This is a genomic window from Clostridium sp. NkU-1, from assembly GCA_001312405.1.
On the sequence record BBDR01000003.1, the window covers coordinates 204,984 to 226,828 of the forward strand.

General features: G+C 40.3%; 23 protein-coding genes and 4 pseudogenes. All 27 read left to right on the plus strand.

The genetic code is table 11. The features are described from left to right. Nucleotide 1 precedes the first annotated feature (1 nt). The 27 genes and pseudogenes from JCM10519_RS26980 (at nt 2) to JCM10519_RS06545 (ending at nt 21,743) form a co-directional block, all read left to right on the plus strand. Complete coding sequence (locus tag JCM10519_RS26980) at nt 2-712, plus strand: ABC transporter ATP-binding protein (protein WP_347843321.1); 711 nt, start codon at nt 2-4, stop codon at nt 710-712. Further along, a complete protein-coding gene (locus JCM10519_RS26985; RefSeq protein ID WP_347843322.1) occupies nt 633-1,475 on the plus strand; it encodes an ATP-binding cassette domain-containing protein in 843 nt (280 codons plus the stop codon). The genes JCM10519_RS26980 and JCM10519_RS26985 overlap by 80 nt, the downstream gene beginning before the upstream one ends. Further along, nucleotides 1,426-3,193: pseudogene (locus tag JCM10519_RS06470) on the plus strand (ABC transporter ATP-binding protein). The gene JCM10519_RS26985 and the pseudogene JCM10519_RS06470 overlap by 50 nt, the downstream one beginning before the upstream one ends. Further along, nucleotides 3,186-4,890 (plus strand): annotated as a pseudogene (locus JCM10519_RS06475) (ABC transporter ATP-binding protein). Before JCM10519_RS06470 ends, JCM10519_RS06475 begins: the two co-directional pseudogenes overlap by 8 nt. Before the next feature lie 315 nt (nt 4,891-5,205). Beyond that, nucleotides 5,206-5,451, plus strand: a complete 246-nt coding sequence (locus tag JCM10519_RS26990) for an MptD family putative ECF transporter S component (protein ID WP_347843477.1) — start codon at nt 5,206-5,208, stop codon at nt 5,449-5,451. After that, the gene (locus tag JCM10519_RS26995; protein WP_347843478.1) at nt 5,339-5,725 is read left to right on the plus strand and encodes an MptD family putative ECF transporter S component; all 387 of its coding nucleotides are present in this window, start codon (nt 5,339-5,341) and stop codon (nt 5,723-5,725) included. The genes JCM10519_RS26990 and JCM10519_RS26995 overlap by 113 nt, the downstream gene beginning before the upstream one ends. Then, the gene (locus tag JCM10519_RS06485) at nt 5,718-6,398 is read left to right on the plus strand and encodes a CbiQ family ECF transporter T component (protein WP_054738325.1); all 681 of its coding nucleotides are present in this window, start codon (nt 5,718-5,720) and stop codon (nt 6,396-6,398) included. The genes JCM10519_RS26995 and JCM10519_RS06485 overlap by 8 nt, the downstream gene beginning before the upstream one ends. Before the next feature lie 79 nt (nt 6,399-6,477). Then, entirely contained in the window at nt 6,478-7,029 is a 552-nt protein-coding gene (locus tag JCM10519_RS27000; RefSeq protein ID WP_347843323.1) for an ABC transporter ATP-binding protein, read from the plus strand. A 22-nt stretch (nt 7,030-7,051) separates the two neighbouring features. Beyond that, the gene (locus JCM10519_RS27005; RefSeq protein ID WP_347843324.1) at nt 7,052-7,795 is read left to right on the plus strand and encodes an ATP-binding cassette domain-containing protein; all 744 of its coding nucleotides are present in this window, start codon (nt 7,052-7,054) and stop codon (nt 7,793-7,795) included. Nucleotides 7,796-7,821: 26 nt separating this feature from the next. Further along, entirely contained in the window at nt 7,822-8,169 is a 348-nt protein-coding gene (locus JCM10519_RS27010) for a hypothetical protein (RefSeq protein ID WP_347843325.1), read from the plus strand. After that, a complete protein-coding gene (locus tag JCM10519_RS27015; protein ID WP_347843326.1) occupies nt 8,169-8,540 on the plus strand; it encodes a hypothetical protein in 372 nt (123 codons plus the stop codon). The genes JCM10519_RS27010 and JCM10519_RS27015 overlap by 1 nt, the downstream gene beginning before the upstream one ends. 64 nt (nt 8,541-8,604) lie before the next feature. Continuing rightward, nucleotides 8,605-8,790, plus strand: coding sequence for a helix-turn-helix domain-containing protein (locus JCM10519_RS27020; RefSeq protein ID WP_347843479.1), 186 nt, complete (start codon nt 8,605-8,607; stop codon nt 8,788-8,790). A gap of 221 nt (nt 8,791-9,011) precedes the next feature. Next, a pseudogene (locus tag JCM10519_RS06500) lies at nt 9,012-10,760 on the plus strand (ABC transporter ATP-binding protein). Then, nucleotides 10,753-12,523 (plus strand): annotated as a pseudogene (locus tag JCM10519_RS06505) (ABC transporter ATP-binding protein). The pseudogenes JCM10519_RS06500 and JCM10519_RS06505 overlap by 8 nt, the downstream one beginning before the upstream one ends. A 223-nt stretch (nt 12,524-12,746) precedes the next feature. Next, nucleotides 12,747-13,007 (plus strand): hypothetical protein, encoded by a 261-nt coding sequence (locus JCM10519_RS06510; protein ID WP_054738326.1) that lies wholly within the window; start codon nt 12,747-12,749, stop codon nt 13,005-13,007. Between the two features lie 354 nt (nt 13,008-13,361). Further along, complete coding sequence (locus JCM10519_RS06515; RefSeq protein ID WP_054738327.1) at nt 13,362-13,736, plus strand: hypothetical protein; 375 nt, start codon at nt 13,362-13,364, stop codon at nt 13,734-13,736. Between the two features lie 397 nt (nt 13,737-14,133). Next, nucleotides 14,134-15,321: an SdrD B-like domain-containing protein gene (locus JCM10519_RS06520; protein WP_347843327.1), complete on the plus strand. Its 1,188-nt coding sequence runs from the start codon at nt 14,134-14,136 to the stop codon at nt 15,319-15,321. Further along, entirely contained in the window at nt 15,308-17,116 is a 1,809-nt protein-coding gene (locus JCM10519_RS06525; protein ID WP_054738329.1) for a DUF11 domain-containing protein, read from the plus strand. Before JCM10519_RS06520 ends, JCM10519_RS06525 begins: the two co-directional genes overlap by 14 nt. Before the next feature lie 126 nt (nt 17,117-17,242). After that, entirely contained in the window at nt 17,243-17,464 is a 222-nt protein-coding gene (locus JCM10519_RS27025) for a PadR family transcriptional regulator (RefSeq protein ID WP_347843328.1), read from the plus strand. Then, nucleotides 17,391-17,786 carry a hypothetical protein gene (locus tag JCM10519_RS06530; protein ID WP_347843329.1) on the plus strand — a complete coding sequence of 132 codons (396 nt, stop codon included), beginning with the start codon at nt 17,391-17,393 and terminating at the stop codon, nt 17,784-17,786. The genes JCM10519_RS27025 and JCM10519_RS06530 overlap by 74 nt, the downstream gene beginning before the upstream one ends. Continuing rightward, nucleotides 17,783-18,094 carry a methyltransferase domain-containing protein gene (locus tag JCM10519_RS27030; RefSeq protein ID WP_347843330.1) on the plus strand — a complete coding sequence of 104 codons (312 nt, stop codon included), beginning with the start codon at nt 17,783-17,785 and terminating at the stop codon, nt 18,092-18,094. The genes JCM10519_RS06530 and JCM10519_RS27030 overlap by 4 nt, the downstream gene beginning before the upstream one ends. Further along, nucleotides 18,069-18,452 (plus strand): methyltransferase domain-containing protein, encoded by a 384-nt coding sequence (locus tag JCM10519_RS27035; protein WP_347843331.1) that lies wholly within the window; start codon nt 18,069-18,071, stop codon nt 18,450-18,452. The genes JCM10519_RS27030 and JCM10519_RS27035 overlap by 26 nt, the downstream gene beginning before the upstream one ends. 249 nt (nt 18,453-18,701) lie before the next feature. Beyond that, on the plus strand, nt 18,702-19,208 hold the full coding sequence (locus JCM10519_RS27040) for a hypothetical protein (RefSeq protein ID WP_347843332.1): 507 nt from the start codon (nt 18,702-18,704) through the stop codon (nt 19,206-19,208). After that, nucleotides 19,156-19,962: a hypothetical protein gene (locus tag JCM10519_RS27045; RefSeq protein WP_347843333.1), complete on the plus strand. Its 807-nt coding sequence runs from the start codon at nt 19,156-19,158 to the stop codon at nt 19,960-19,962. The genes JCM10519_RS27040 and JCM10519_RS27045 overlap by 53 nt, the downstream gene beginning before the upstream one ends. A 19-nt stretch (nt 19,963-19,981) precedes the next feature. Further along, nucleotides 19,982-20,362 carry a UvrD-helicase domain-containing protein gene (locus JCM10519_RS27050; RefSeq protein WP_347843334.1) on the plus strand — a complete coding sequence of 127 codons (381 nt, stop codon included), beginning with the start codon at nt 19,982-19,984 and terminating at the stop codon, nt 20,360-20,362. Nucleotides 20,363-20,713: 351 nt separating this feature from the next. Continuing rightward, on the plus strand, nt 20,714-20,887 hold the full coding sequence (locus JCM10519_RS27055) for an ATP-binding domain-containing protein (protein ID WP_347843335.1): 174 nt from the start codon (nt 20,714-20,716) through the stop codon (nt 20,885-20,887). Nucleotides 20,888-21,056: 169 nt separating this feature from the next. Further along, nucleotides 21,057-21,743, plus strand: a complete 687-nt coding sequence (locus JCM10519_RS06545; RefSeq protein WP_347843336.1) for an MBL fold metallo-hydrolase — start codon at nt 21,057-21,059, stop codon at nt 21,741-21,743. Nucleotides 21,744-21,845: the final 102 nt, after the last annotated feature.

The following is a 21,845-nucleotide window of genomic DNA, read 5'->3' on the forward strand; positions in this document are numbered from 1 at the left end:
TATGGATAAAATTCGATTTGAACATGTTTCCTTTGCTTATGATGGCACAGGGGATGGAAAAATTAAAAACATAAGCTTTTCCGTCCCGTCAGGAGGATGCATTGTATTAACAGGGCGCAGCGGCTGTGGAAAGACTACCGTTACAAGGCTGATCAACGGACTCATACCGGAGTTCTTTTCCGGGGAATTAACAGGCAGCGTATTTGTAGATGGTGAGGATCTCCGGGAAAAACAGCTTTATGAAATTGCAAAAAAGATTGGATCTGTATTTCAGAATCCCAAGACCCAGTTTTTTAATACGGATACGGATGGCGAGATTGCTTTTGGGATGGAGAATCATGGAGTGCCAAGGCAGGAAATTGTAAAAAGGGTAAAGATGACTGCAGATGATTTAAAAATCACCAATCTTTTAAACCGCAGTATCTTTTCCTTATCAGGCGGTGAAAAACAAAAGATAGCATTTGCTTCTGTATATGCCATAAATCCTGAAGTCTACCTTTTGGATGAGCCATCTTCCAATCTTGATACTGATGCGATTTGCGATTTACGAGACTATATTCGAATCCTGAAGAATAAGGGAAAGACCATTATCATTGCAGAACATCGTTTATATTACTTAAAGGATCTGGCTGATGAGATTTACTACATGGATACAGGGGAAATCAAGTATCAATGGACACGGGAGGCTTTTTTTAAAATTATCTGTAAATGAGAGAAAGCAGCTTGGACTGAGAAGTATTCAATATGAAGAACCTGAAATTGAGGAAAAATCAATAAAAGGTGACAACGCTTATTTTGAAATCAGGGACTTTTCCATTGGATACGGTAAAAAAGAAGTGTTAAATGATATTCATTTTAAAGCGAATAAAGGAGATATTATTGCGGTAACCGGGCATAACGGAGTCGGAAAATCTACTTTGTTACGAACGGTATGTGGCCTGCAAAAGGCTCTAAGCGGGACGGCCTTGTGGAATGGAGAAGTCCAGAGCCAAAAGGATCTGTTAAAAAGAACTTATATGGTCATGCAGGATGTGAACTATCAGCTGTTTGCTGACAGTGTGGAGCATGAAACCTGTTTTGGTATTAAAAATCCCGATTTTGCAAAAGTGGAACAGGTATTAAAGGAACTGGATTTATATGAGTTAAAAGACAAACACCCTAATACCCTCTCAGGCGGACAAAAGCAGCGCCTTGCAGTTGCAGTAAGCAGGCTTTATGAAAAGGATGTTCTGGTTTTTGATGAACCGACCAGTGGTCTTGACTTAGAAAGCATGGGGCTGGTATCGGAATTAATGAAGAATCTGGCAAGTATGGGGAAGATCATTTTTGTTGTTACCCATGATTTTGAATTGGTTTCACTGGCGTGTACAAGAATTTTCAGATTAGGTATTGGAAGTATGAAAAAAGAAAGGAGGAACGATAAGAATGAAGAAAAAAGACAGTTCCATACGTCTGCTCCTAAAATGGGCTGGTAAGGATAAATATTTTCTGTATTTGTCTGTATTTTGTTCATTAATAAGCGGACTATGTACGATGATTCCCTATTATGGGGTATACCAGGTGCTTACAGCAATTTATCAAAATGCCTGCACAAAAGAGGTGCTCCTTCATAACAGCATAGTGATTCTGGCGTCAATTACGGTCCGTTTTGTTTTATTTGGATGTTCCGGCGGATTATCACACAAGGGAGCCTACCGTACCCTTTATAAGGTCCGGTGCATGATCATAGACCACATGGCCAAGGTTCCATTAGGTGTATTAAGTGAACATAATACAGGTTCCATTAAAACCGTATTAAATGAGGATATTGAAAAGCTGGAATTATTTCTGGCACACCATCTCCCGGAATTTATCTATTATATGTGCGGGCCGGTTGCAGTATTTATCTATCTTTGTTCTGTTAATGTCCCGCTGGCGCTGGTTTCTTTGGTTCCGTTTGTGCTTGCAATGGCAGTGATGGGCGTGATGTTTTCCGGTATGTCGAAGGTGTTAGGGGATGCAAATCAGTCTCTGGTAAATTTAAATTCGGTTATCATTGAATACATAAGCGGAATGAAAGTCATAAAAGCGTTCCACATGGGAACCAACTCTTTTCAAAAATATAAAAATGCCATTGAGAAAGAAAATACAATATGGAATAAGATATCAAAAAAAGATGGGTCCTCCTTATGCAGCCTATATTGTGATTACGGAATGTGGATTGCTTTTTATGGTGCCAATTGGGGGATATTTCTTTTTACATAAATCCCTTCCCCTAAATGTATTTATTCTTTTTCTGTTTATCGGTTCGTTGTATCTGACAGAGCTAAGACCGCTTCAGGAGCTTGGATCAAACTTTGCAAAGGTTCTGCATGCAGTGACGCAAACAAAAGAAATACTGGATATCCCTGTTTTTGAGGGTGGCGGCGATTTTCCAAAGAAACATGATATCTGCTTAAATAATGTAAGCTTTGCTTATCCAACCAATGAGAATGAGCCGGTTCTGACAAACTGTAATCTTTCTATCCGCCACGGAGAAAAGGTGGCTTTGGTCGGGAAATCCGGTGCAGGTAAAAGTACAGTCATTCAGCTGATTGCCAGATTTTATGATGCAGGGAAAGGCAAAGTAACCATAGGTGGAAAGGATGTGCGGGAATTAAATTATGAACAGCTGTTAGAGAATGTGTCCATTGTATTTCAAAAGACATTTTTAACAAGAGACAGTGTTTTTGAAAACATCCGAATGGGGACGCAGGCAACCCTTGAGGAAGTCAGGGAGGCAGCAAAAAAAGCACAGATTGATTCCTTTATCATGAGCCTTCCAAAGGGATATGAAACAAAGGTGGGAAGCTATGGCACCCGCTTTTCAGGAGGAGAAAAACAGAGAATAGCAATAGCAAGAGCGATCTTAAAGAATGCTCCCATACTGATCTTAGACGAGGCCACTTCCGCAGCAGATCCTGAGAACCAGCTGGAAATTGATAAAGCCATTCATAATCTGTGTGAGGGGAAAACGGTGCTTATTGTTGCCCATCGCTTAAGTGCATTAAAAATATGTGACCGTATTGCAGTTGTAGAAAACCATACGGTCAGCTGCATTGGAAGCCAGAAAGAGGTCTTAAGAGAAAACTCTTATTTTAGAGCTGCCTGGGAAAGCTTTCAGAAGGCAAGGACTATGGCTTATGAGATGGAAGGAGGTTTTGAAAATGAATGAGAATCATCCAATGAAATGGAACAAACAGCTTTTTCTCTCCGTATTTTGTGTCATGTTGGAAGGACTTCTGTCTGGGTGTAATTTTATGGTGATGTATGATATCTTTCAATCCTTGTGGAACCATCAGATGGCCATGGGAAAAATCCTGGAAATCACAGGTGGGCTTGCCCTTATCTTTCTTCTCAGGCTTATTATTTACAGCTTTGGTTATGTAAAAGGTCAGATCGGCGGGGCCAGAGTCAGTAAGCAGATACGGCTGTTTCTTGGAGATAAGCTAAGAAGGATCCCGCTTTCCAGATTCCAAAAATCCCAGACAGGAGAGTATATCAATGCAGCAACTGAAAATGTTAATAGTTATGAGCAGATTTTAACACATAAAATAGGGGATATCATAAAAAAATCTCACACTGGCTGTTATGCTGGTCATTTTCGTGGCAGCCTTGTATGTGCCTTCGGCATTGATTTTATTGGCAGCTGAACTTTTATTCATACCTGCAATTGCCGCCTCTTTCTATGCCGTTAAAAAGCATGGGATGAGAAAGAATGGGATCTGTGCGGAAAATGTCAGCAGTATAGTAGAGTATATTGCCGGGATTCAGACCTTTCGGGCTTATGGAATCGGAGGGACAAAAAACAAATCAGTTACCAGCTCTATGAAGAAATTCAGTGATATCAGTTTTATTTATGAATTAAAAATCATTCCGGTTGGAGTGGTCTATAGTATTCTGATTGGGTGTACGCTGCCGCTTGAAATTCTGGTTGCTGGGGACCGCTGGATGAGCGGAAGCATGGAAACCCCATCTTTTGTCATAATTTGTCTGCTGCCCTTATTTTTGACGAAATTATTAGGCACCATATTTATAGATATGACAAGCTATAAAAATCTGATGATTGCAAAACAGAAAATCAATGGGGTTGTTGAGATTCCGGAAGAAATACAAAGCAGCCAGGTATTTGCTCCGCAAAAACATGATATCCTTTTTGAACATGTTGATTTTTCTTATGAAAAGGGGGAGCTTATCTGCAAGGATATGAATATCCGGATCGAGGATCAGAAATTGACTGCCATTGTGGGGGATTCCGGCTCTGGGAAATCTACGGTTCTGAATCTGATATCAAAGTATTATGAGCCGGATGGAGGAACGATCAGGATAGGCGGATATTCCATTCAGAATGTGGGAACGGAACAGGTTCTCTCACAGATATCCATGGTGGATCAGGATGTATTTCTTTTTGATGATACCATTCGGAATAATATCCGGTATGCAAGACCAGAGGCTTCGGATGATGAAATAGAGCGGGCATGCCAGGAGCAAATTGTGATGAATTCATACGAAAAATGCCGCAGGGATATGAAACAATGGCTGGAGAAAACGGAAACCAGCTATCAGGAGGTGAGCGGCAGAGACTTTCCATAGCAAGAGCCATCTTAAAAGACTCTCCAATACTTTTGCTTGATGAAGCTACGGCAAATCTGGATGTGGAAAATGAATTAGCCGTGAAACAGGCAATTGTAAATCTGCTAAAAAAAGAAAAAGACTGTCGTTATGATTGCCCATACCATGTCCATTGTTAAAAATGCAGATAAGATTCTTGTGATTGCTGACGGGAAAGTGAAGGAAGAAGGAAAGCATGAAGAATTGCTTAGTATAAATGGAAAATATGCTGCCATGTGGAATGCAGAGCAGATGTTATAACTGTTGTATGATAAAAAAGACGAATCAGCATAAAAAAATATGCAGCGATGCGTATGCAAAATTGATTTACATTAATACTTTTGTCCAATTGGACTAAAATGGTCTGATCGGACTAGATTTTTCAAAAGGCTTTTTATATGCTAACAGATAGAAACGCTCTCAGAGCGTTTTTATTTGCCAGTTAAGTTAGCCTAGACTAATCAAAAGGAGGAGTCATTTATGTCACAAATATCAAGAGGCGGCAGTTTGAAAGGAAAAGACCTGATTACAATTGGCATCTTTTCTGCGATCTATTTTGTGATCAATTTTATTTTTATGCTGATGGGAGGATTGCATCCCATCCTATGGATTCTTATGCCCGGATTTATCGCTTTGTTTACAGGGGTTCCCTTTATGCTGATGTGTTCCAAGGTTCAAAAAAATGGGAGCCATCCTATTAATGGGAGTCATTACAGGTTTGATTTATTTTATAACAGGTATGTTTACTGTTGTGATATTAGCCACATTTATAGCAGCCTGCGTGTTAGGAGAAGCTGCACGTTTTATCAGCAGGTATCATAGCACAAAAGGAAATATCGCGGCGTTCATCTTTTTCTCTCTTGGAATGACGGGATCCCCTCTTCCAATCTGGATCATGCATGAAAAATTTATGGCACAGATCAGCGGGCAGGGAATGCCGGACAGCTACATAAAAGCCCTGGAAAGTCTTTCGTCTCCGGCCATGCTTTTGGTTCTTTTCCTTGCACCGGCTCTGGGAGCGGTTCTTGGAGCGTGGATTAGCAAGGGATTGTTTCATAAGCACTTTGAAAAGGCAGGAATGGTTTCTAATGCATAATAGTACAAACAGCGGTTCCTTTTTGGATCCACGAACCTTTTTACTTCTTTTGCTATTGGCAAATGCAATCACCTTCTTTCAAAAAAGCTTATGGATTGAAACAGGCTGGATTGTATTTATAGGTATTATGATGCTGGCAGCCGGAAAATACCAGATGGCAGTTCAATGGATCCTGTCATTTGGGATCCTGTTACTTTTACATTACATTGTGCTGCCTGCAGCACCTGAAATAATATCCACGATTTTTGCCCTTCTGGTGAACTATTCAATCCGGATGTTTCCGTGTCTGATGACAGGTGCTTTTATGATCAGAGAAATAACCTTGCGAAGATTTGTTCTTGCTATGAGAAAATTACATATTTCAGAGAAACTGATCATTTCGCTGTCAGTTACCATCCGTTATTTCCCGGCGATTAAAGAAGAAGCTCACTATATCAAAGATGCAATGAGTTTAAGAAAGATAAAATTTTCAAAGAAGCTGGAGGCAATGCTGGTGCCGCTTATGATGTCGGCCACTGCGACTGCGGAAGAACTATCTGCGGCAGCGGTAACAAGAGGGATTGAGAATCCCATAGAAAAGACAAGTTTACTGACATTAAAATTAAACTCTGCTGACTATATATGCTGTGTGACAGGCTGTTTGTTTCTTGTCGGAACCTTTATAATAAAATAAGGAGCAAAAGTTATGGTATCCATACAAGGTGTATCCTTTGGCTATGGTGGTCAGGACAAAATACTAAAAAAATATTAATATGGAGATCAGGCAGGGGGAATGCATCCTTTTATGCGGAGAATCAGGCTGCGGGAAAACAACAGTGACGAAGCTGGTCAATGGTCTGATACCACATTTTTGTGAGCAATGCCAACTGGAAGGAACCGTACTGATACAAGACGCAGAAGTAGCAGGGACAAAGCTGTATAAAATTGCAGAATCGGTTGGTTCTGTATTCCAGAATCCCAAGAGCCAGTTTTTTCAACTGGATACAGATAGTGAAATTGCATTTGGAATGGAGAATCAGGGAAAAAGCCAGTCAGAGATGAAAGAGAGACTGAAAGAGACCGTTCATAACCTTCATCTGGAAAAGCTTTTAGGCAGAAGTATATTTGAACTGTCAGGAGGAGAAAAGCAGATACTGGCATTTGCTTCGGTATATGCCGTGAATCCATCTGTTTATGTATTGGATGAACCCACTGCAAATCTGGATTTTTCTGCAATCAATTCCTTAAAAAAAGCTGCTCTGCATTTTAAAACAGAATGGCCATACAATTATCATTGCGGAGCACAGACTCTCATTTTTATATGATTTGCTGGATAGAGCGTTCTATTTGAAAAATGGAGAGCTGATTCAGGTTTATTCCAGGGAGGAGTTTTTGGCCCTGCCAAAGCAGGAGCGTAAAAGAATGGGCTTAAGATGTTTAAAGGAAGAGGAAGGGGAGCTTCCCTGGGCTCATTCTGCCGGAAAGGGAATAGGATTATCTGTTGAAGCAATTTCAGTTGGATATAAAAAGAAGCCAGCCCTGTTTCGGGACATTTCTTTTTCGGCAGTTCCAGGTGAAATACTTGCCATAACAGGGTACAATGGAATTGGGAAAACAACCTTGATTCGCTGCATCTGCGGACTAATGAAACAAATGAACGGAGATATTTTATTAGATGGAAAGACAATGTCCGAAAAAATGAGGTGTAAGCAGTGCTTTATTGTCATGCAGGATGTGAATCATCAGCTATTTGCTGAAAGTGTATGGGAAGAATGCAAAATGTCAGGAGACAGTCTGGAGGATTCTGTGATACAATCTGAATTAAAGCAGGTGGGATTATTATCTTATGCTGACAGTCATCCCATGGCTCTTTCGGGAGGGCAGAAGCAGCGCCTTGCTATTGTTACTGCTATCCTGTCTGATAAAAAGGTTCTGATTTTTGACGAACCGACCAGCGGACTGGATTATGCAAATATGAAAATCGTATCCACTTGTTTAAAGAAGCTTGCAGATTCGGGGCGGATCGTAATTGTGGTGACACATGATAAAGATTTCATGCTGTCTACCTGCGACAGAATGCTAAAGATATAGAATATTTATCAAGGAGGGGATGGATTATGAGGTTCCGGGAAATAAAAGAAGAAGAACAGATGCTTCTTTTGGCAGAAACAAAAGAATGCAGTGTTTTTCAGATAAAAAATAATACCGGAGAAGGTATCATGACAATGTATCAGGTATTTCCGGGAGTAAGCATTTCTTATAATGATTACCACATGGAAAGCTTTGATTCAACTTATACCACCAATCGTAATCTGTTCTGTATTGATCATTGCAGGGAGGGCAGGCTGGAATATGCAGCAGCGGAAGGCGCCTTTTCTTATTTCGAGGCTGGAGATTTAAAATTAGACCGGAGAATTACACACCAGGGACATTTTGAATTTCCCCTTGCCCATTACATGGGCTGATGATTGCTTTTGATATGGATCAGGTGGGGGCAACTTTAAAAGAAGAAATAAAGGATTTTCCTGTAAATCTCCTAAGCCTGCAAAAGAAGTTCTGCAAGGGGAAGCAGCCTATGGTGATTCATAATGCACCTGCCATAGAGCACATTTTCAGTGAACTTTATATGGTTCCGGAGAAGATTCGCATACCCTATTTTAAAATCAAAATATTTGAACTGCTGCTATATCTGGACGCATTAGAGCTTCCAAAGAACCTGGAGGAAAAACCTTATTTTTATAAAAACCAAGTTGAAAAAAATAAAAGCCATGCAGAAAATGATGACAGAGAATCTGGAAAAGCATTATACACAGGAACAGTTGTCGGAGTGCTTTGATATTCCCCTCACTCCCATGAAGAATTGCTTCAAAAATGTCTATGGGAGTCCTGTTAATACGTACATGAGAATATACCGGATGAATCGGGCAGCAGTTCTGCTGAAAAATCGAAACGATATGAGCGTTACCGATATTGCTGGTAAAGTAGGTTATGACAGCCCCGGCAAGTTTTCGGCAGCTTTTAAAATGGTAACAGGAAAATCGCCTTTGGAGTATCGTAAAATATTTGGTCCAAATGGAATAAAGTAGTCGGCATGGAGAAGAAAAAAACATAGTATTACTTTATGATATGGATGGTCGGAGAATTCTGACGATCCATTTTTTACCTGATCAAGGAAGTCACCTGCTTTTTCAAACGAAGAGTCTTCCTTATATCCTCTTTTACATACGGAAAAGGCAGAATTCGAAGCAGTAAGAAAAGGAGATATCATATATGGAAAAGAAAAAAAGAAAATTGGTTTTCCTGCCTGATGAATTATGCTAGTGGAAGCAAAGGGAAACTTTCGCTGTCAGTGCTGCTGTCTATCATAAGCGTCGTGTCAGGTCTTGTACCATATTATTGTGTGTACAGAATGATTGAGCTATTTACGGGAAATGAAGTGACAAATGCTTCCATGGTTCATTGGGGTGTAATAATCCTGGCGGCGTATGTGGTAAAGGTGGTTACCTTCGGACTTTCAACCGGTATTTCCCACCAGGCAGCATACCATATTCTGGAGAACTTAAGACTTCGTGTCTCAGATGCATTTATGCATGCACCCCTTGGAGAGGTCACAAGCCATTCGATCGGAGAAATAAAAAAATATTATGGTCGATAAAATTGAGAACATCGAACCTCCGCTGGCACATTTGATTCCAGAAGGAGCCGGACATGCCGTACTGCCGCTGGTAAGCCTTGCCGGACTTTTTATGGTGGACTGGAGAGTCGCACTTGCTTCACTGGTCACCCTGCCTCTTGCATTTGTCTGCATGGTGCTTACCTATAAAATCAGCGGAAAGAATTTTGATAAATACAATGAATCCAATAGTTATATGAACAGTACAATCGTTGAGTATATCGAGGGAATTGAGGTGATTAAGGCATTTGGGAGGGAAGGGACTTCCTATGAGAAATTTGCAGGGGCAATTACAGATTACCGTGATTTTATCCTAAAATGGCTTTCTTCCACATGGGTCACCATGAAATTGTCATTTGCCCTTTTACCATCAACGCTCCTTGGAACACTTCCGGCTGGACTGTTATTATACAGCCGGGGAAGTTTTTCTCCTGCACAAGCAGCCCTTTGCTGTATGCTATCCATGTCCATGATTGGCTCGTTAGCTAAGCTGGAGGTATTTAGTGAAGGCATAAGGGAAATGCAGTTTACCATAGAAAATTTACAGCAGTTTCTTAATATGCCGTCATTGCCAGAAGCAAAGGATAATGTGAAGCTTGGTGAATTCGATATCAGTTTTCGTAATGTTACCTTTTCCTATGATGGAAAAAGGAGCATGAGGTATTGCATGGAATCAATATGAGCCTTCCTCAGGGAAGCTTCACGGCGCTGGTAGGGCCTTCTGGCGGAGGGAAATCAACCATTGCCAAATTGCTGGCACGTTTTTGGGATGTAACTGGCGGGACCATAGAAATTGGCGGTGTGAATGTAAAAGACATTCCGCTTAAACAGCTTGCAGATACGGTCAGCTTTGTCACACAGGATAATTTTCTGTTCCGCTGTTCCCTGCTTGAAAATATTCGGTTAGGCAATCCGAAAGCCTCAGATGAAGAGGTATATGCCGCTGCAAAAGCAGCCCAGTGCGACGAGTTCATCCGTAAGCTGGAAAAGGGTTATCAGACTTCAGCAGGAGAAGCTGGAAAAAGATTATCAGGCGGAGAAAAGCAGCGCATTGCCATTGCGAGAATGATATTGAAAAATGCACCGGTTGTCATTTTGGATGAAGCAACTGCCTTTACTGATCCGGAAAACGAAGAAAAGATTCAGCATAGTATTGCAGCACTCACAAAAGGAAAGACGCTTTTGGTGATTGCCCACCGTCTTTCTACAATTAAGAATGCAGATAATATCGTAGTCCTGAAAGATGGCAATATTACTGCTGAGGGAAAACAGGATGAATTACTGAAACGCTCACCCTTATATGCGGATATGTGGAAGGCTCATATTGGCGCAAAGTCATGGTCTGTTGGATTGCAGGGAAAGGAAGTGAGCCAGAATGTTTAAAACAATAAAACGAATCATTGACTGGTGCGGCGAATTTAAAGGGAAATTATATATAGGGTTTGTATTCTCCTTCTTTTCCGCATGGTTTGCAGCAATGCCAGTTATTATAGCTGCATATACAGTTGGCATGGTGATTGAGGAACAAAGAGGAGGAGCTGAATTTGATACGAAATGGATAGGACTCAGTATAATACTGATGTTACTCTTTATATTCCTTCGTTTTCTCTTTGATTATCTTAGAGCTATATTTCAGGAAGCAATCAGCTATGAGCTGGTTTCCAGAGACAGACTTGCGATTGGCGATTTGCTGAAACGGGTATCTCTTGGATATTTTCAGAGTGTGAATACCGGTGATATCTTAAATTCAATCACAACAGGTCTGCATACATTAGAGAATATGGGAATCCGAATGGTCAATGACTTTATCGGAGGATATCTGAATTTCCTGTGCATTTTCATATGGATTACTGTAATTAATCCAATGGTATCTTTCATAACAATCGCAGGTGTGGCCGGCTCCTTTTTATTCCTGGTGGTAATTTCAAGGTATAGTATGAGGAATGCTCCTGTATCTGCACAGACGGACCGTGATCTTACCAATGCGGCAATTGAATATGCAAGAGGATTGCCTGTAGTAAAATCCTTTGGTCAGGATGGGGCATCCATAGCTACCATGAAAAAGGCCTGCAAAGAGAGCAGGATTATCCATTTGAAAATCGAATGGGGGTTTGTACCAGGCAACTGCCTGCATTTGCTTGTGCTGAAAATTGCTTCTCTTGGCCTTCTCTTGTCAAGCTTTTATCTTGGCTGGACGAATCAGATATCAGTCTCTAATATGCTGTTATTATCGTTCCTGTCGTTCAGCGTATTTGCTTCCATTGAACCAATCAGTGACAGCGCACATGTTCTGGGCGTCATTGAAAACGCCATGAATCAGCTGGATGCACTGAAATCGGAAGAATTTATTGATGAGGGTGGCAGGGAGATTCCGCTTACTCACTATGGGATAGAGTTTCGCGATGTATCTTTTGGTTATGACTCCAGATTGATATTAAATCATGTGAGCTTTAAAATTCCGGAAAAAAACCACGACTGCAATTGTTGGAACATCTGGAAGCGGAAAAACAACGATTTGTAACCTGATTGCAAAATTTTATAATGTAAACAGCGGATGCATTGAAGTAGGCGGTATTAATGTAAAGGAATTTACCTGCGACAGTCTGCTGTCCAATATTTCAATGGTATTTCAGAATGTCTATTTATTCCATGATACAATTCGGAATAATATCTGTTTTGGAAATCCTGAGGCAACAGAGGAAGATATGATACGTGCAGCGAAAAAGGCTTGCTGCCATGATTTTATCACAGCCTTACCAGAAGGATATGATACGGTAATTGGAGAGGGCGGCGGAACGCTTTCAGGCGGTGAAAAGCAGAGAATATCTATTGCAAGAGCAATCTTAAAAGATGCGCCTATCGTCATTCTGGATGAAGCTACCGCTTCCATTGACCCTGAAAATGAACACTATATTCAGGCGGCGATTTCAGAATTAACGAAAGGAAAGACGATCATTACAATCGCCCACCGTCTGGCAACCATTGAGAATGCTGATCAGATATTTGTTGTTGATCATGGAGAAATTGCTGAAAGCGGTACCCATAAGGAATTGGTAAAAAAAGACGGTATCTATAAAAGATTTGTTGAAATACGTGAAAAGGCAGAAGATGGTATATTGAATTATAATGCTTCACCGGTCAGGTGATTTTCAAAAATATTATACTGGAATAGCGTGTCAGGTAATCTGATGAAATTGGTGCCCTGGAGTGGTAATAATACTGCTCCAGGGCAAATCATATATTTGCTGACAGAGCATTTACAAATAAAGATAGAAAGCTGTAAGAGATAATGTTATAATATGAATTGTTTTATATACGCAGGATTATGTGTATCAACAAAATCTATCAGAACTGTCATTGGAGGTAATAATGAATAAAAGGATACTGTTTACGATTATCACAACCTCTCTCCTTATTGTAGGTTGCGGAAAAAATGACTCAACGAATAGTCTGCAGCAAAATGAGAAGCCATCCCTGGAAACTTCTGCAGAAAATAGTGTAACCACAGATTCTCAAGAAGAGAGTATATCTATAACAACAACTACAGCGGCGACAGCAACTACAACAGCAACAGGCAATACAATTGACTATAAGCAATATCTAAAAAAAGACATGGATCAGAAGTACTGATTCCGATTTCCCTGATAATGGGGGCTTATCTATTTTAATTTCAAAGATTGGTGATGGGAAGATTCAGGGAGAGGTCAGTGCAGTTGGCAATGGCCCGGCATACAATATAGATAGCGCAGAATTTGAAGGAACCGTTAATAATGATACAGCGGTGTGCCAGCTTGTAAATGATTCCAGGGGAAATAAGGGAACGATTGAATTTTTATTTAAACCTGATGATACCCTTGAGTCCACGATTACAATAACCGGGAGATCAAATGATACAGTAATGAGCTTCCGGAAGGCACGTTTGAGTTTACTCCATACAATCTTAAAAACATAGATGGCCTTGAGCTTATCAAAGAACAAACCTTTATGGTGGATTTAAATTCATGGGGGAATGTTAAATTCGTATCAGGAAAAATAACAGGGGGTGACCATATACCTGTTGTATTTTATTTAACCAATGAAGATGGAGATATTCTTTATAATTTCTATGCAGCTCTTCCTTATAGCATAGATGTTAAAGCAGTTTCCTTTCAAGATGTAAACAAGGATGGGCGGAAGGATATCATCATTATTGCTGCGGACAACTATGACGGCGCAGCGGGAGATCCCATAGCTACAGTTTACCTGCAGGAGGCCGATGGGTCATTCACAAATGACTATAAGCTGGACCAGGAAATAAATGATTCTGGAAATAATAAAGATGTAAGTACTATAGCGAATTACCTTTCAAGTAAATTCTAGTCATATTTTTGCGTATGGTTATTTATTTAAACTAATTGTTAAGGTAAATCTTTAAAGGGGTAATGCTCTGCCGTCAAGATCCTGTCGGTCTTAACCGATATATTTTTTTGATTGTTTAATTGCCTATGGAAACAAAAAGATTTCAGCAGTATCAAATTGTATAGTTAAAGTAAAATTGAGAGAACTGTAAAAGGTTCTCTTTTTTTATTCCTAAAATTTAAGGAGGATAAAACCTGAAGCATGATATGCAGGAATAAGCGTAAAGGTCCCTGTTCTGAACATAAAATTGATCGTAAATAACGAATCAGTAAACTTTTACAGATCAGAGATAATGTCACCAAAAAAAGCTTGGCAGAATATTATAGTATTACAGAATTCATATAAAGGAGTTAAAAATATGGCAACAGTATCAGGTCAAATTATATTTGATAGAAATAGAAGTGCTATTATAGATGCTGGAGATTCTGGAATAGCTAATGTACCTGTTGTATTACAGAATACAACAGCAGGTGTCAGGCTTGTAGTTCTTACGGATGCTGCTGGAAATTATGCATTTACGAATGTTCCAAATGGCAGCTATAGAATTGTAGAGGCTTATGGTACTGCGGGGGGAGTACCAACACCAGGCGATTTTACACTGGCTTCAGCAGGACCAGTTCCTACTGCTGCAACGCCCCCTATTAGTTTTGTAGCAAATCCCCCTGCAGGGTCAACAAACCTGGACTGTTTAACACCTAATACAATATTAATAACAGTAACAGGAGCAGATGTAACCAATCAAACTATATTAAATGGCCCGGTGATTTATACACCTATAGCAACTATATTAGATCCATGCACAACGGTATCCAGTATAAATCTTATTACAGATGCAGATAACGGAACCTTTGGATTTTTTCCGCCAGGAACATCAGCCAATACAGGACCAGCAACTGCACCTTATCCAAATGTTACGCCAGATTTTACTTATGTAGTACCAGATCCTTCTAAGTTTACACCAATAGATGGAGAATATACAGTACAAAATATTATGACAGATGCAATGAGCAATGTTATAGGGGCCTGGTGGCGTATTGCCGACCATACGACTGGAAATGAAACCGGAAGATTGATGGTAGTAAATGGGTTTAACCCAGGTGCTGTATTTTTCAGGTCAACAGTACCTGTTACACCGAATACTAATTATTTATTCAGCACATGGATACTTAATCTTTTTAAAGTAACAGGGTTTCCGCCGGCACAGTTAGGTGTCAGAATACTGGATCAGAACGGTAATGTACTGTTTCAGCAAGCATTAGGAGTTGAAATTCCGGTTAATATAAATGCACCAGAGTGGAAGCAAATAGGAACCGTTATTAATTCTATGAATAACACTCAAATTACAGTAGAATTCTTCAGTGAGGGAGAAGCTGTTGTAGGGAACGATTATGCGATTGATGATGTTGCTTTACAGGAAATCTTAGTTCCAACATTTACTCCAGTTAAATCAAGCAGCACGTTTACTGCAAATGTGGGCGATATCGTAACGTATACGGTTCAATTAACAAATACGTGTACCAGTCCTCTGACGGATGTGTTTTTTTAAGGATAATATTCCAAATGGTTTATTGTTTTTACCTGGAAGTGTAATTGTTAATGGAGTTCCTGAACCAGGAGCAGATCCTAATATAGGTTTTCCGCTGCCGGATATTCCAGGTGGAACCACTACCGATGTAACCTTTCAGGTTAGAGTTGAAGGTGTTCCGAATCCAAATCCTGCTATTAATACAGCTGCTATGGATTATTCTTATACACCTGTTGAGGGTGGCATACCAGGTACTTTTTCAGAAGAATCCAACCCGGTTCCTCTTATGGTTGAAGAAGTCCCAGGCGAAGCAGATATTGCTGTAGAAAAGCAAAGTAATCAGGTAATTGCTGTGCCAGGAGAACCGTTAAGCTATACGATTACAGTCAATAATTTTGGTCCAAGTACAGCAGAGAATGTTTTACTGATGGATAGTATACCAGGTTCTATTCTTAATCCAGAGTATTCAGTAGATGGAGGAGTAATATTTAACCCGTGGCCGGGATTTCTCGCTTTAGGAACATTACCGGCAGGAGCAGAAAGAATTATTATAATAAGAGGAACGGTAAGTCCTGAAGCAACAGGCGTGATTACCAATACAGCAGTAGTCAGCTCAACTACACCAGATCCAAATCCAGAGAATAATACGTCAACGTCAGAGACTCCGGTATCAGCGATCGAAGCAGACCTTGCGGTAGAAAAGCAAAGCAATCAGGCAATTGGCATACCGGGAGAGCTGCTTAACTATACAATTGTAGTTAATAATTTTGGCCCCAATGCAGCAGACAATGTTCTTTTGATGGATAGTGTACCAAGTTCTATTCTTAATCCGGAGTACTCAATAGATGGAGGAGTAATATTTAATCCATGGCCGGGATTCCTGAATTTAGGAACATTGCCGGCAGGAGCGGAAAGAATTATTGTAATAAGAGGAACTATAAGCACAACAGCAGCAGGAATTATTATAAATACAGCAACAGTAAGTTCTTCTACACCCGACCCAAATCCTGAGAATAATACTTCAACATCAGAGACACCAATATTAACTCCCGCACAAGCAGATGTTTCAGTTACAAAAACTGCAAGTCCCAATCCAGTGGCTCCGGGACAAGAGATAACCTTTACTCTTGCAGTATTCAATGCAGGACCCAACACTGCAGAAAACGTGATTGTAAATGATAATATTTCAGCCAGCATTACAGAACCTGAATATTCAACCGATGGAGGGGCAACATTTAATCCATGGCTGGGATCTCTTAATATAGGAGCATTGCCGGCTGGAGCATCAAGAACGATTATCATCAGAGGAACAGTATCAGAATCAGCTTCCGGGTGTATAAATAATACGGCAATTGTAATTTCAGCAACACCGGATCCTGATTTTCTGAACAACGTATCATCAATATGTATAGCGGTAGCAACGGAAGAAGAAGGAGCAGACATTTCTGTGAAGAAATTTGCAAATAAGATAAAAGCTTGCTGCGGAGAACTGGTGGAGTTTACAATCGTGGTATCCAATGCAGGCCCGGCAGATGCTCTGAATGTTGTTTTAACAGACAGCCTTGCAAACATTCTTAAAAAACCCACATATTCACTGGATGATGGGTCTACTTTCCAGCCGTGGCCCGGAAGCATTAATTTAGGAACAATACCAGCAGGGACATCAAGAGTTATTCTTATAAAAGGGTGCATACGGCAGGCATGTACCTGCAAAATAAATAATACAGCACAAGTCAGTTCGACAACACCAGATCCGGACCTTGACAATAATACCGCGACAGCTGCTGTGCAGGTTTTGAAATGCTATGACGATTGACAGCGTATCAAAAGGCATCAGGACAGCAATGTAGAAAAAGCATTTAAATAATAACTTGACAAATAGTCAGTACTGAGTATAATTATATCAGTACTGACTATTTTGTTATTAAGAAAGGTGAATATTATGATCCCCCTTTATATTCTTGGTTTACTTCAAAGATACGGCCCGCAGCATGGCTACCAGATTAAAAAAATCATTGCAGAGCAGCTCTCTGACTTTACCCAGATCAAGCTGCCGACAATTTATTATCATCTGGAAAAGATGGAAACAGATGGTCTGCTTTCTGCAAACAGGGAAAAGTCGGGGAGCAGGCCGGAAAAAAACGATTTATACGATTACGGATAAAGGAATCGCGGCATTTAAGAACATGATCGCCGGGCTGGTTGAATTTGAATACCGGCCCACGTTTCCTTCAGACGGTGTTTTCTACTTTTCTGATTATATTGAAAATGCAGAGATTTTAAGCCATTTAACGGCTTATGTCCACAAGCTGAATACAACAATATCCAATATTGAAAAACACAGGGAAGAAACCATGCATTTCGTACCGGAGGAGGACAGAACAATGGTAAATATCATATTCAGCCATCATCTCCACCATTACCGGGCGGAGCTTGAATGGGCGGAGGAAACATTGAATCGTTTGAGTTTAAAGGGAGAGAGATGATGAGAAAGCAAAGAGTCATAGAAACGCACGAAGGCATTCAGGATAAGATGACAGTAGAAATCTTCGACGATTTTGCCAGAATCATGCGGGATAAGGGCTGGAACAATGTAGATAGCTTCATCAAAGCAGGGATCACAAAAGGAAATGTACTGGAGATCGGTCCCGGTCCTGGGTATATTGGCCTTGAGTGGCTTAAGAGAGTTCCAGATGCATCTCTTACCGGATGCGAGATAAGCCGGGAAATGATCAGGCTCGCAGAAAAGAATGCAAGGGATTACGGCTTTGAAAAAAAGAACCGCCTATGTTGAAGCAACTGCATGCAGATGCCGCTTCCGGACAGCTCCTTTGATGCTGTTTTTTTCCAACGGCTCCCTTCATGAATGGGAAGACCCTGTAAAGGCTTTTAATGAAATAGACAGAGTATTAAAGCCCCAGGGACTTTTCTGCATCACAGACATGCGCCGTGATGTTATCCCTCTGATCAAGTGGTTCCTTTATTACTCAACCAGGCCGAAAGAGATCCGTCCGGGATTTTTAACTTCTTTTAATGCCTCATATACGGTTGATGAGATAGAAGGCCTGCTCAGTCAGTCAAAGCTAAAAGATACTGCTGTCAGCAAGGAGTTTTTCGGCTTATGTATAACAGGAAAGAAGGCAGCTTTATAGCAGCAGTGTCATGCAATAAGCTTAGTTGTACAGACCCAGACTGTGTTTTATGAAAAATGGCATATATGAAAAGAAAGGTGATTGTGCGTCTGCGGCAATCACCTTTCTCTTTCCACCTTAATTATAGCATATGCAACCAGCCATAACAAGACTGTTTTTATGATTCGGGTTGTGCTAGACTATTTTGAATAACGGTTTAGGAAATAAATTTTCTGCCGATTCTATAATATAAGAGAGGTGGTATTTGTTATGGATAATAACCGGACGGAATTAGAATTTGAGAAGAGCAGGTTAGAACAAACCATTGCTTTAGCGAAAAAGCATCTGGATCAAGCCAGAGACCGCAATGAGGAGAATAAGTCTGCTATAATTTCTGCCAAGAAAGAGCTGCGTGAGAATACGTCTCACTCCATATCAAATCTATGGGGCAGCGAAGCCTTTGAAGCCCTTGCTGCCTTAAACCAGTATATGGATCCGATCACAGATAAAATCGCCGATTATGAAGCGGTAGAAAACAGAATCCTGTTACTGGAGAACATGATCCAATCTCCTTATTTCGCCCGGATTGATTTTAAATTCGATGATGAAGATACATTTGAAAAGGTCTACATCGGACGAACCTCCTTAAAGAAAGATGATACGAATGAATTTTTTATTTATGACTGGAGATCTCCGATCGCAAGCGTTTTTTTATCGTTTTGTATTGGGGCAGGTATTTTACGATGCTCCCGGCGGAAGGATCACAGGAGAGGTTAATTTAAAGCGCCAGTATGAAATTACCAAAGGGGAGCTGGAATATTATTTCGATGCTGAGGTACAGATTGTAGATGAATTTTTAAGAAAGCTGCTGTCCCAGAATACTTCTCCTAAGATGAAAACCATTGTAGAAACCATTCAAAAGGAACAGGACATTGTCATCCGGGATATGGATAATGATTTAATGATGGTACAGGGAGTGGCAGGCAGCGGCAAGACATCCATCGCTCTTCACAGGGCAGCCTACCTTATGTACCAGGGCCTGTCCTCAAAGCTGTCCGCTGATAATATATTGATCATTTCACCAAACTCTTTATTTGAGCAGTATATTTCCAATGTATTGCCTGAGCTTGGAGAAGATCATGTTGTTTCGGTGGTATTCGAAGATATCATTGCTTCCGTGCTGCGAAATGAGCACGTACAATCAAGAAATCAATTTTTAGAAAACCTGATCTCAAATTCTAAATACAGAGAAATGATAAAAAGCAGCATAGAATTCAAAACATCCCGCCAGTTTCTGGAAATATTGGATCGGTTCATTGATGATCTTCCCCACAAATGGATGAACTTTGAGGATGTCTGCTATGACGGCGAGTGCATCATAAGCGGAGAAATGATAAAAGAGAAAGTATTATCCGGAAGAAGCGAAACCCCTCTGGGAATGAGATTAAAGCTGATAAGGGGATATATTTTGGAGCTGATCAGCGAGTCTGGGAAATCCCGCTTAAAGAAATCAGAAAAAAATTCTGATTAATGAAGAAATGCTGGAATTCATGGAACTTGATATAAAGGCTGTTTACAGAAAGCTGTTCCATGATAAAGAATATTTTTACAGCCTGGCAAAAGACATGGAGCTTCCCGGCTGCATGGACCATATTTTAACCTTTACCCAGGAAAATTTAGATACCGATCTGCTATACTATGATGATGCAACGGTTCTCACTTATCTGAATTTAAAAATATATGGGGTTCATAAATATAAAGCCATTAAGCAGGTAGTGATTGATGAAGCGCAGGATTACTATCCCCTCCATTTTGAGATCTTTCATTTGCTGTTTCAAAAAGCGAAATTTACGGTTCTGGGAGATATCAACCAGACCCTGGAAAAAAAGCGAAGACTTATCCTTATACCAGCAGATCAGAAAAATCTTTAATAAGAAAAAAGTCTTCCCTTGTTACAATGGACAAAAGCTTCCGCTGTACAAATGAAATTTTAAATTATGGTTTAAGATTCCTTGAGCAAAGTACAGAGATAAAGAGCTTCAACCGAAAGGGAGATGAGCCGGAGATATATGCGGCTGAAGACCAATTATCGTTTCATGACATGATTATATCAGAAGTGAAATCCTGTCTTGAAATGGGATATCAATCAATCGGACTAATCTGTAAAACTGAAAAAAATGCCCTTTTCCTCTTTGAGTGCTTAAAGGACAAAGCTGATATCCAATTAATAAAAAAATGAAAGCACAACAGATTTACATGGGGTATTCATTATACCGGTCTATATGTCCAAAGGGCTTGAGTTTGATGCTGTTTTGATATGTGACGCTGATGCTGAAAATTATTACAGCCAGGATGATAAAAAGCTTTTATATATCGCCTGCACAAGGGCTCTTCACAGGCTTAACCTGTTCTGCAGGGGAGAGGCCAGTCCCTTACTTAAAGAAAGAAAATCGTAGATTTGATTAGTATGCTGGGGCAGAAGCAGTATTTCGTTTTGTCCCGGCAGGAACAGCTCAGGGAAAAATACCTTCTCATTGCTGAAAAGCCTGAAAGGTTATATAATCAATATCAGTATGCAATCCGCTGGTAAATTTTGTGAGGTAATATAAAATGGATCAAATAATTATGCTGGATATAAATTTTCAATATCAGAATGAAACCCGGACAATTCATCCGGTTTTATTGTTAAGCGCCAATGAGGTTGTTCTTGTGGACTGCGGATATCCCGGTTTCCTTCCTTTATTAGAAGATGAGATGAAGTCAAAGGGTATTGATCCAGGTGCCTTAACAAAGGTATTGATCACTCACCATGATGACGATCACATGGGAGCTTTATTTGAAATAAAGGAAAAATATCCTGAGATTAAGGTCGTGGCAGGCCATGGGGAAAGCGGGTATATTTCGGGCAAGAATAAATCGCTGCGTTTGTTACAGGCGGAAGAAATGCTGAATGTGCTGCCCAAAGAGCAAAAGCCTTTTGGAATTCAATTCTGTGAATCCCTGAGAATGGTAAAACCAGTTTCAGTGGACATAGAGGTTAAGAACGGGGAACATTTTGACTGGGCCGGCGGCTGTGAGATCATTGATACTCCGGGACATATGCCGGGACACATTTCTTTGTATCTGAAAGAGAGCAATTCCGTTATCACAGGAGATGCAGCAGTCATTGAGGGGGATCAACTGGTCATCGCAAATCCACAGTTTACCCTGGATCTGGATACGGCCAAAGCTTCCCTTAATAAACTTATTTCTCTGGAGGCAGACCGTTATTATTGCTATCATGGAGGTTTTTTGGAAAACCGGAGACAATGAGCTTTCCTTGTTTAAAACCTAATATGAATGATATTTTATGGAGGAGGAGGCTGCAATGCTGACTTCCTTTTGGTTAAATCCGATTGCATAACCAGTGCGGTC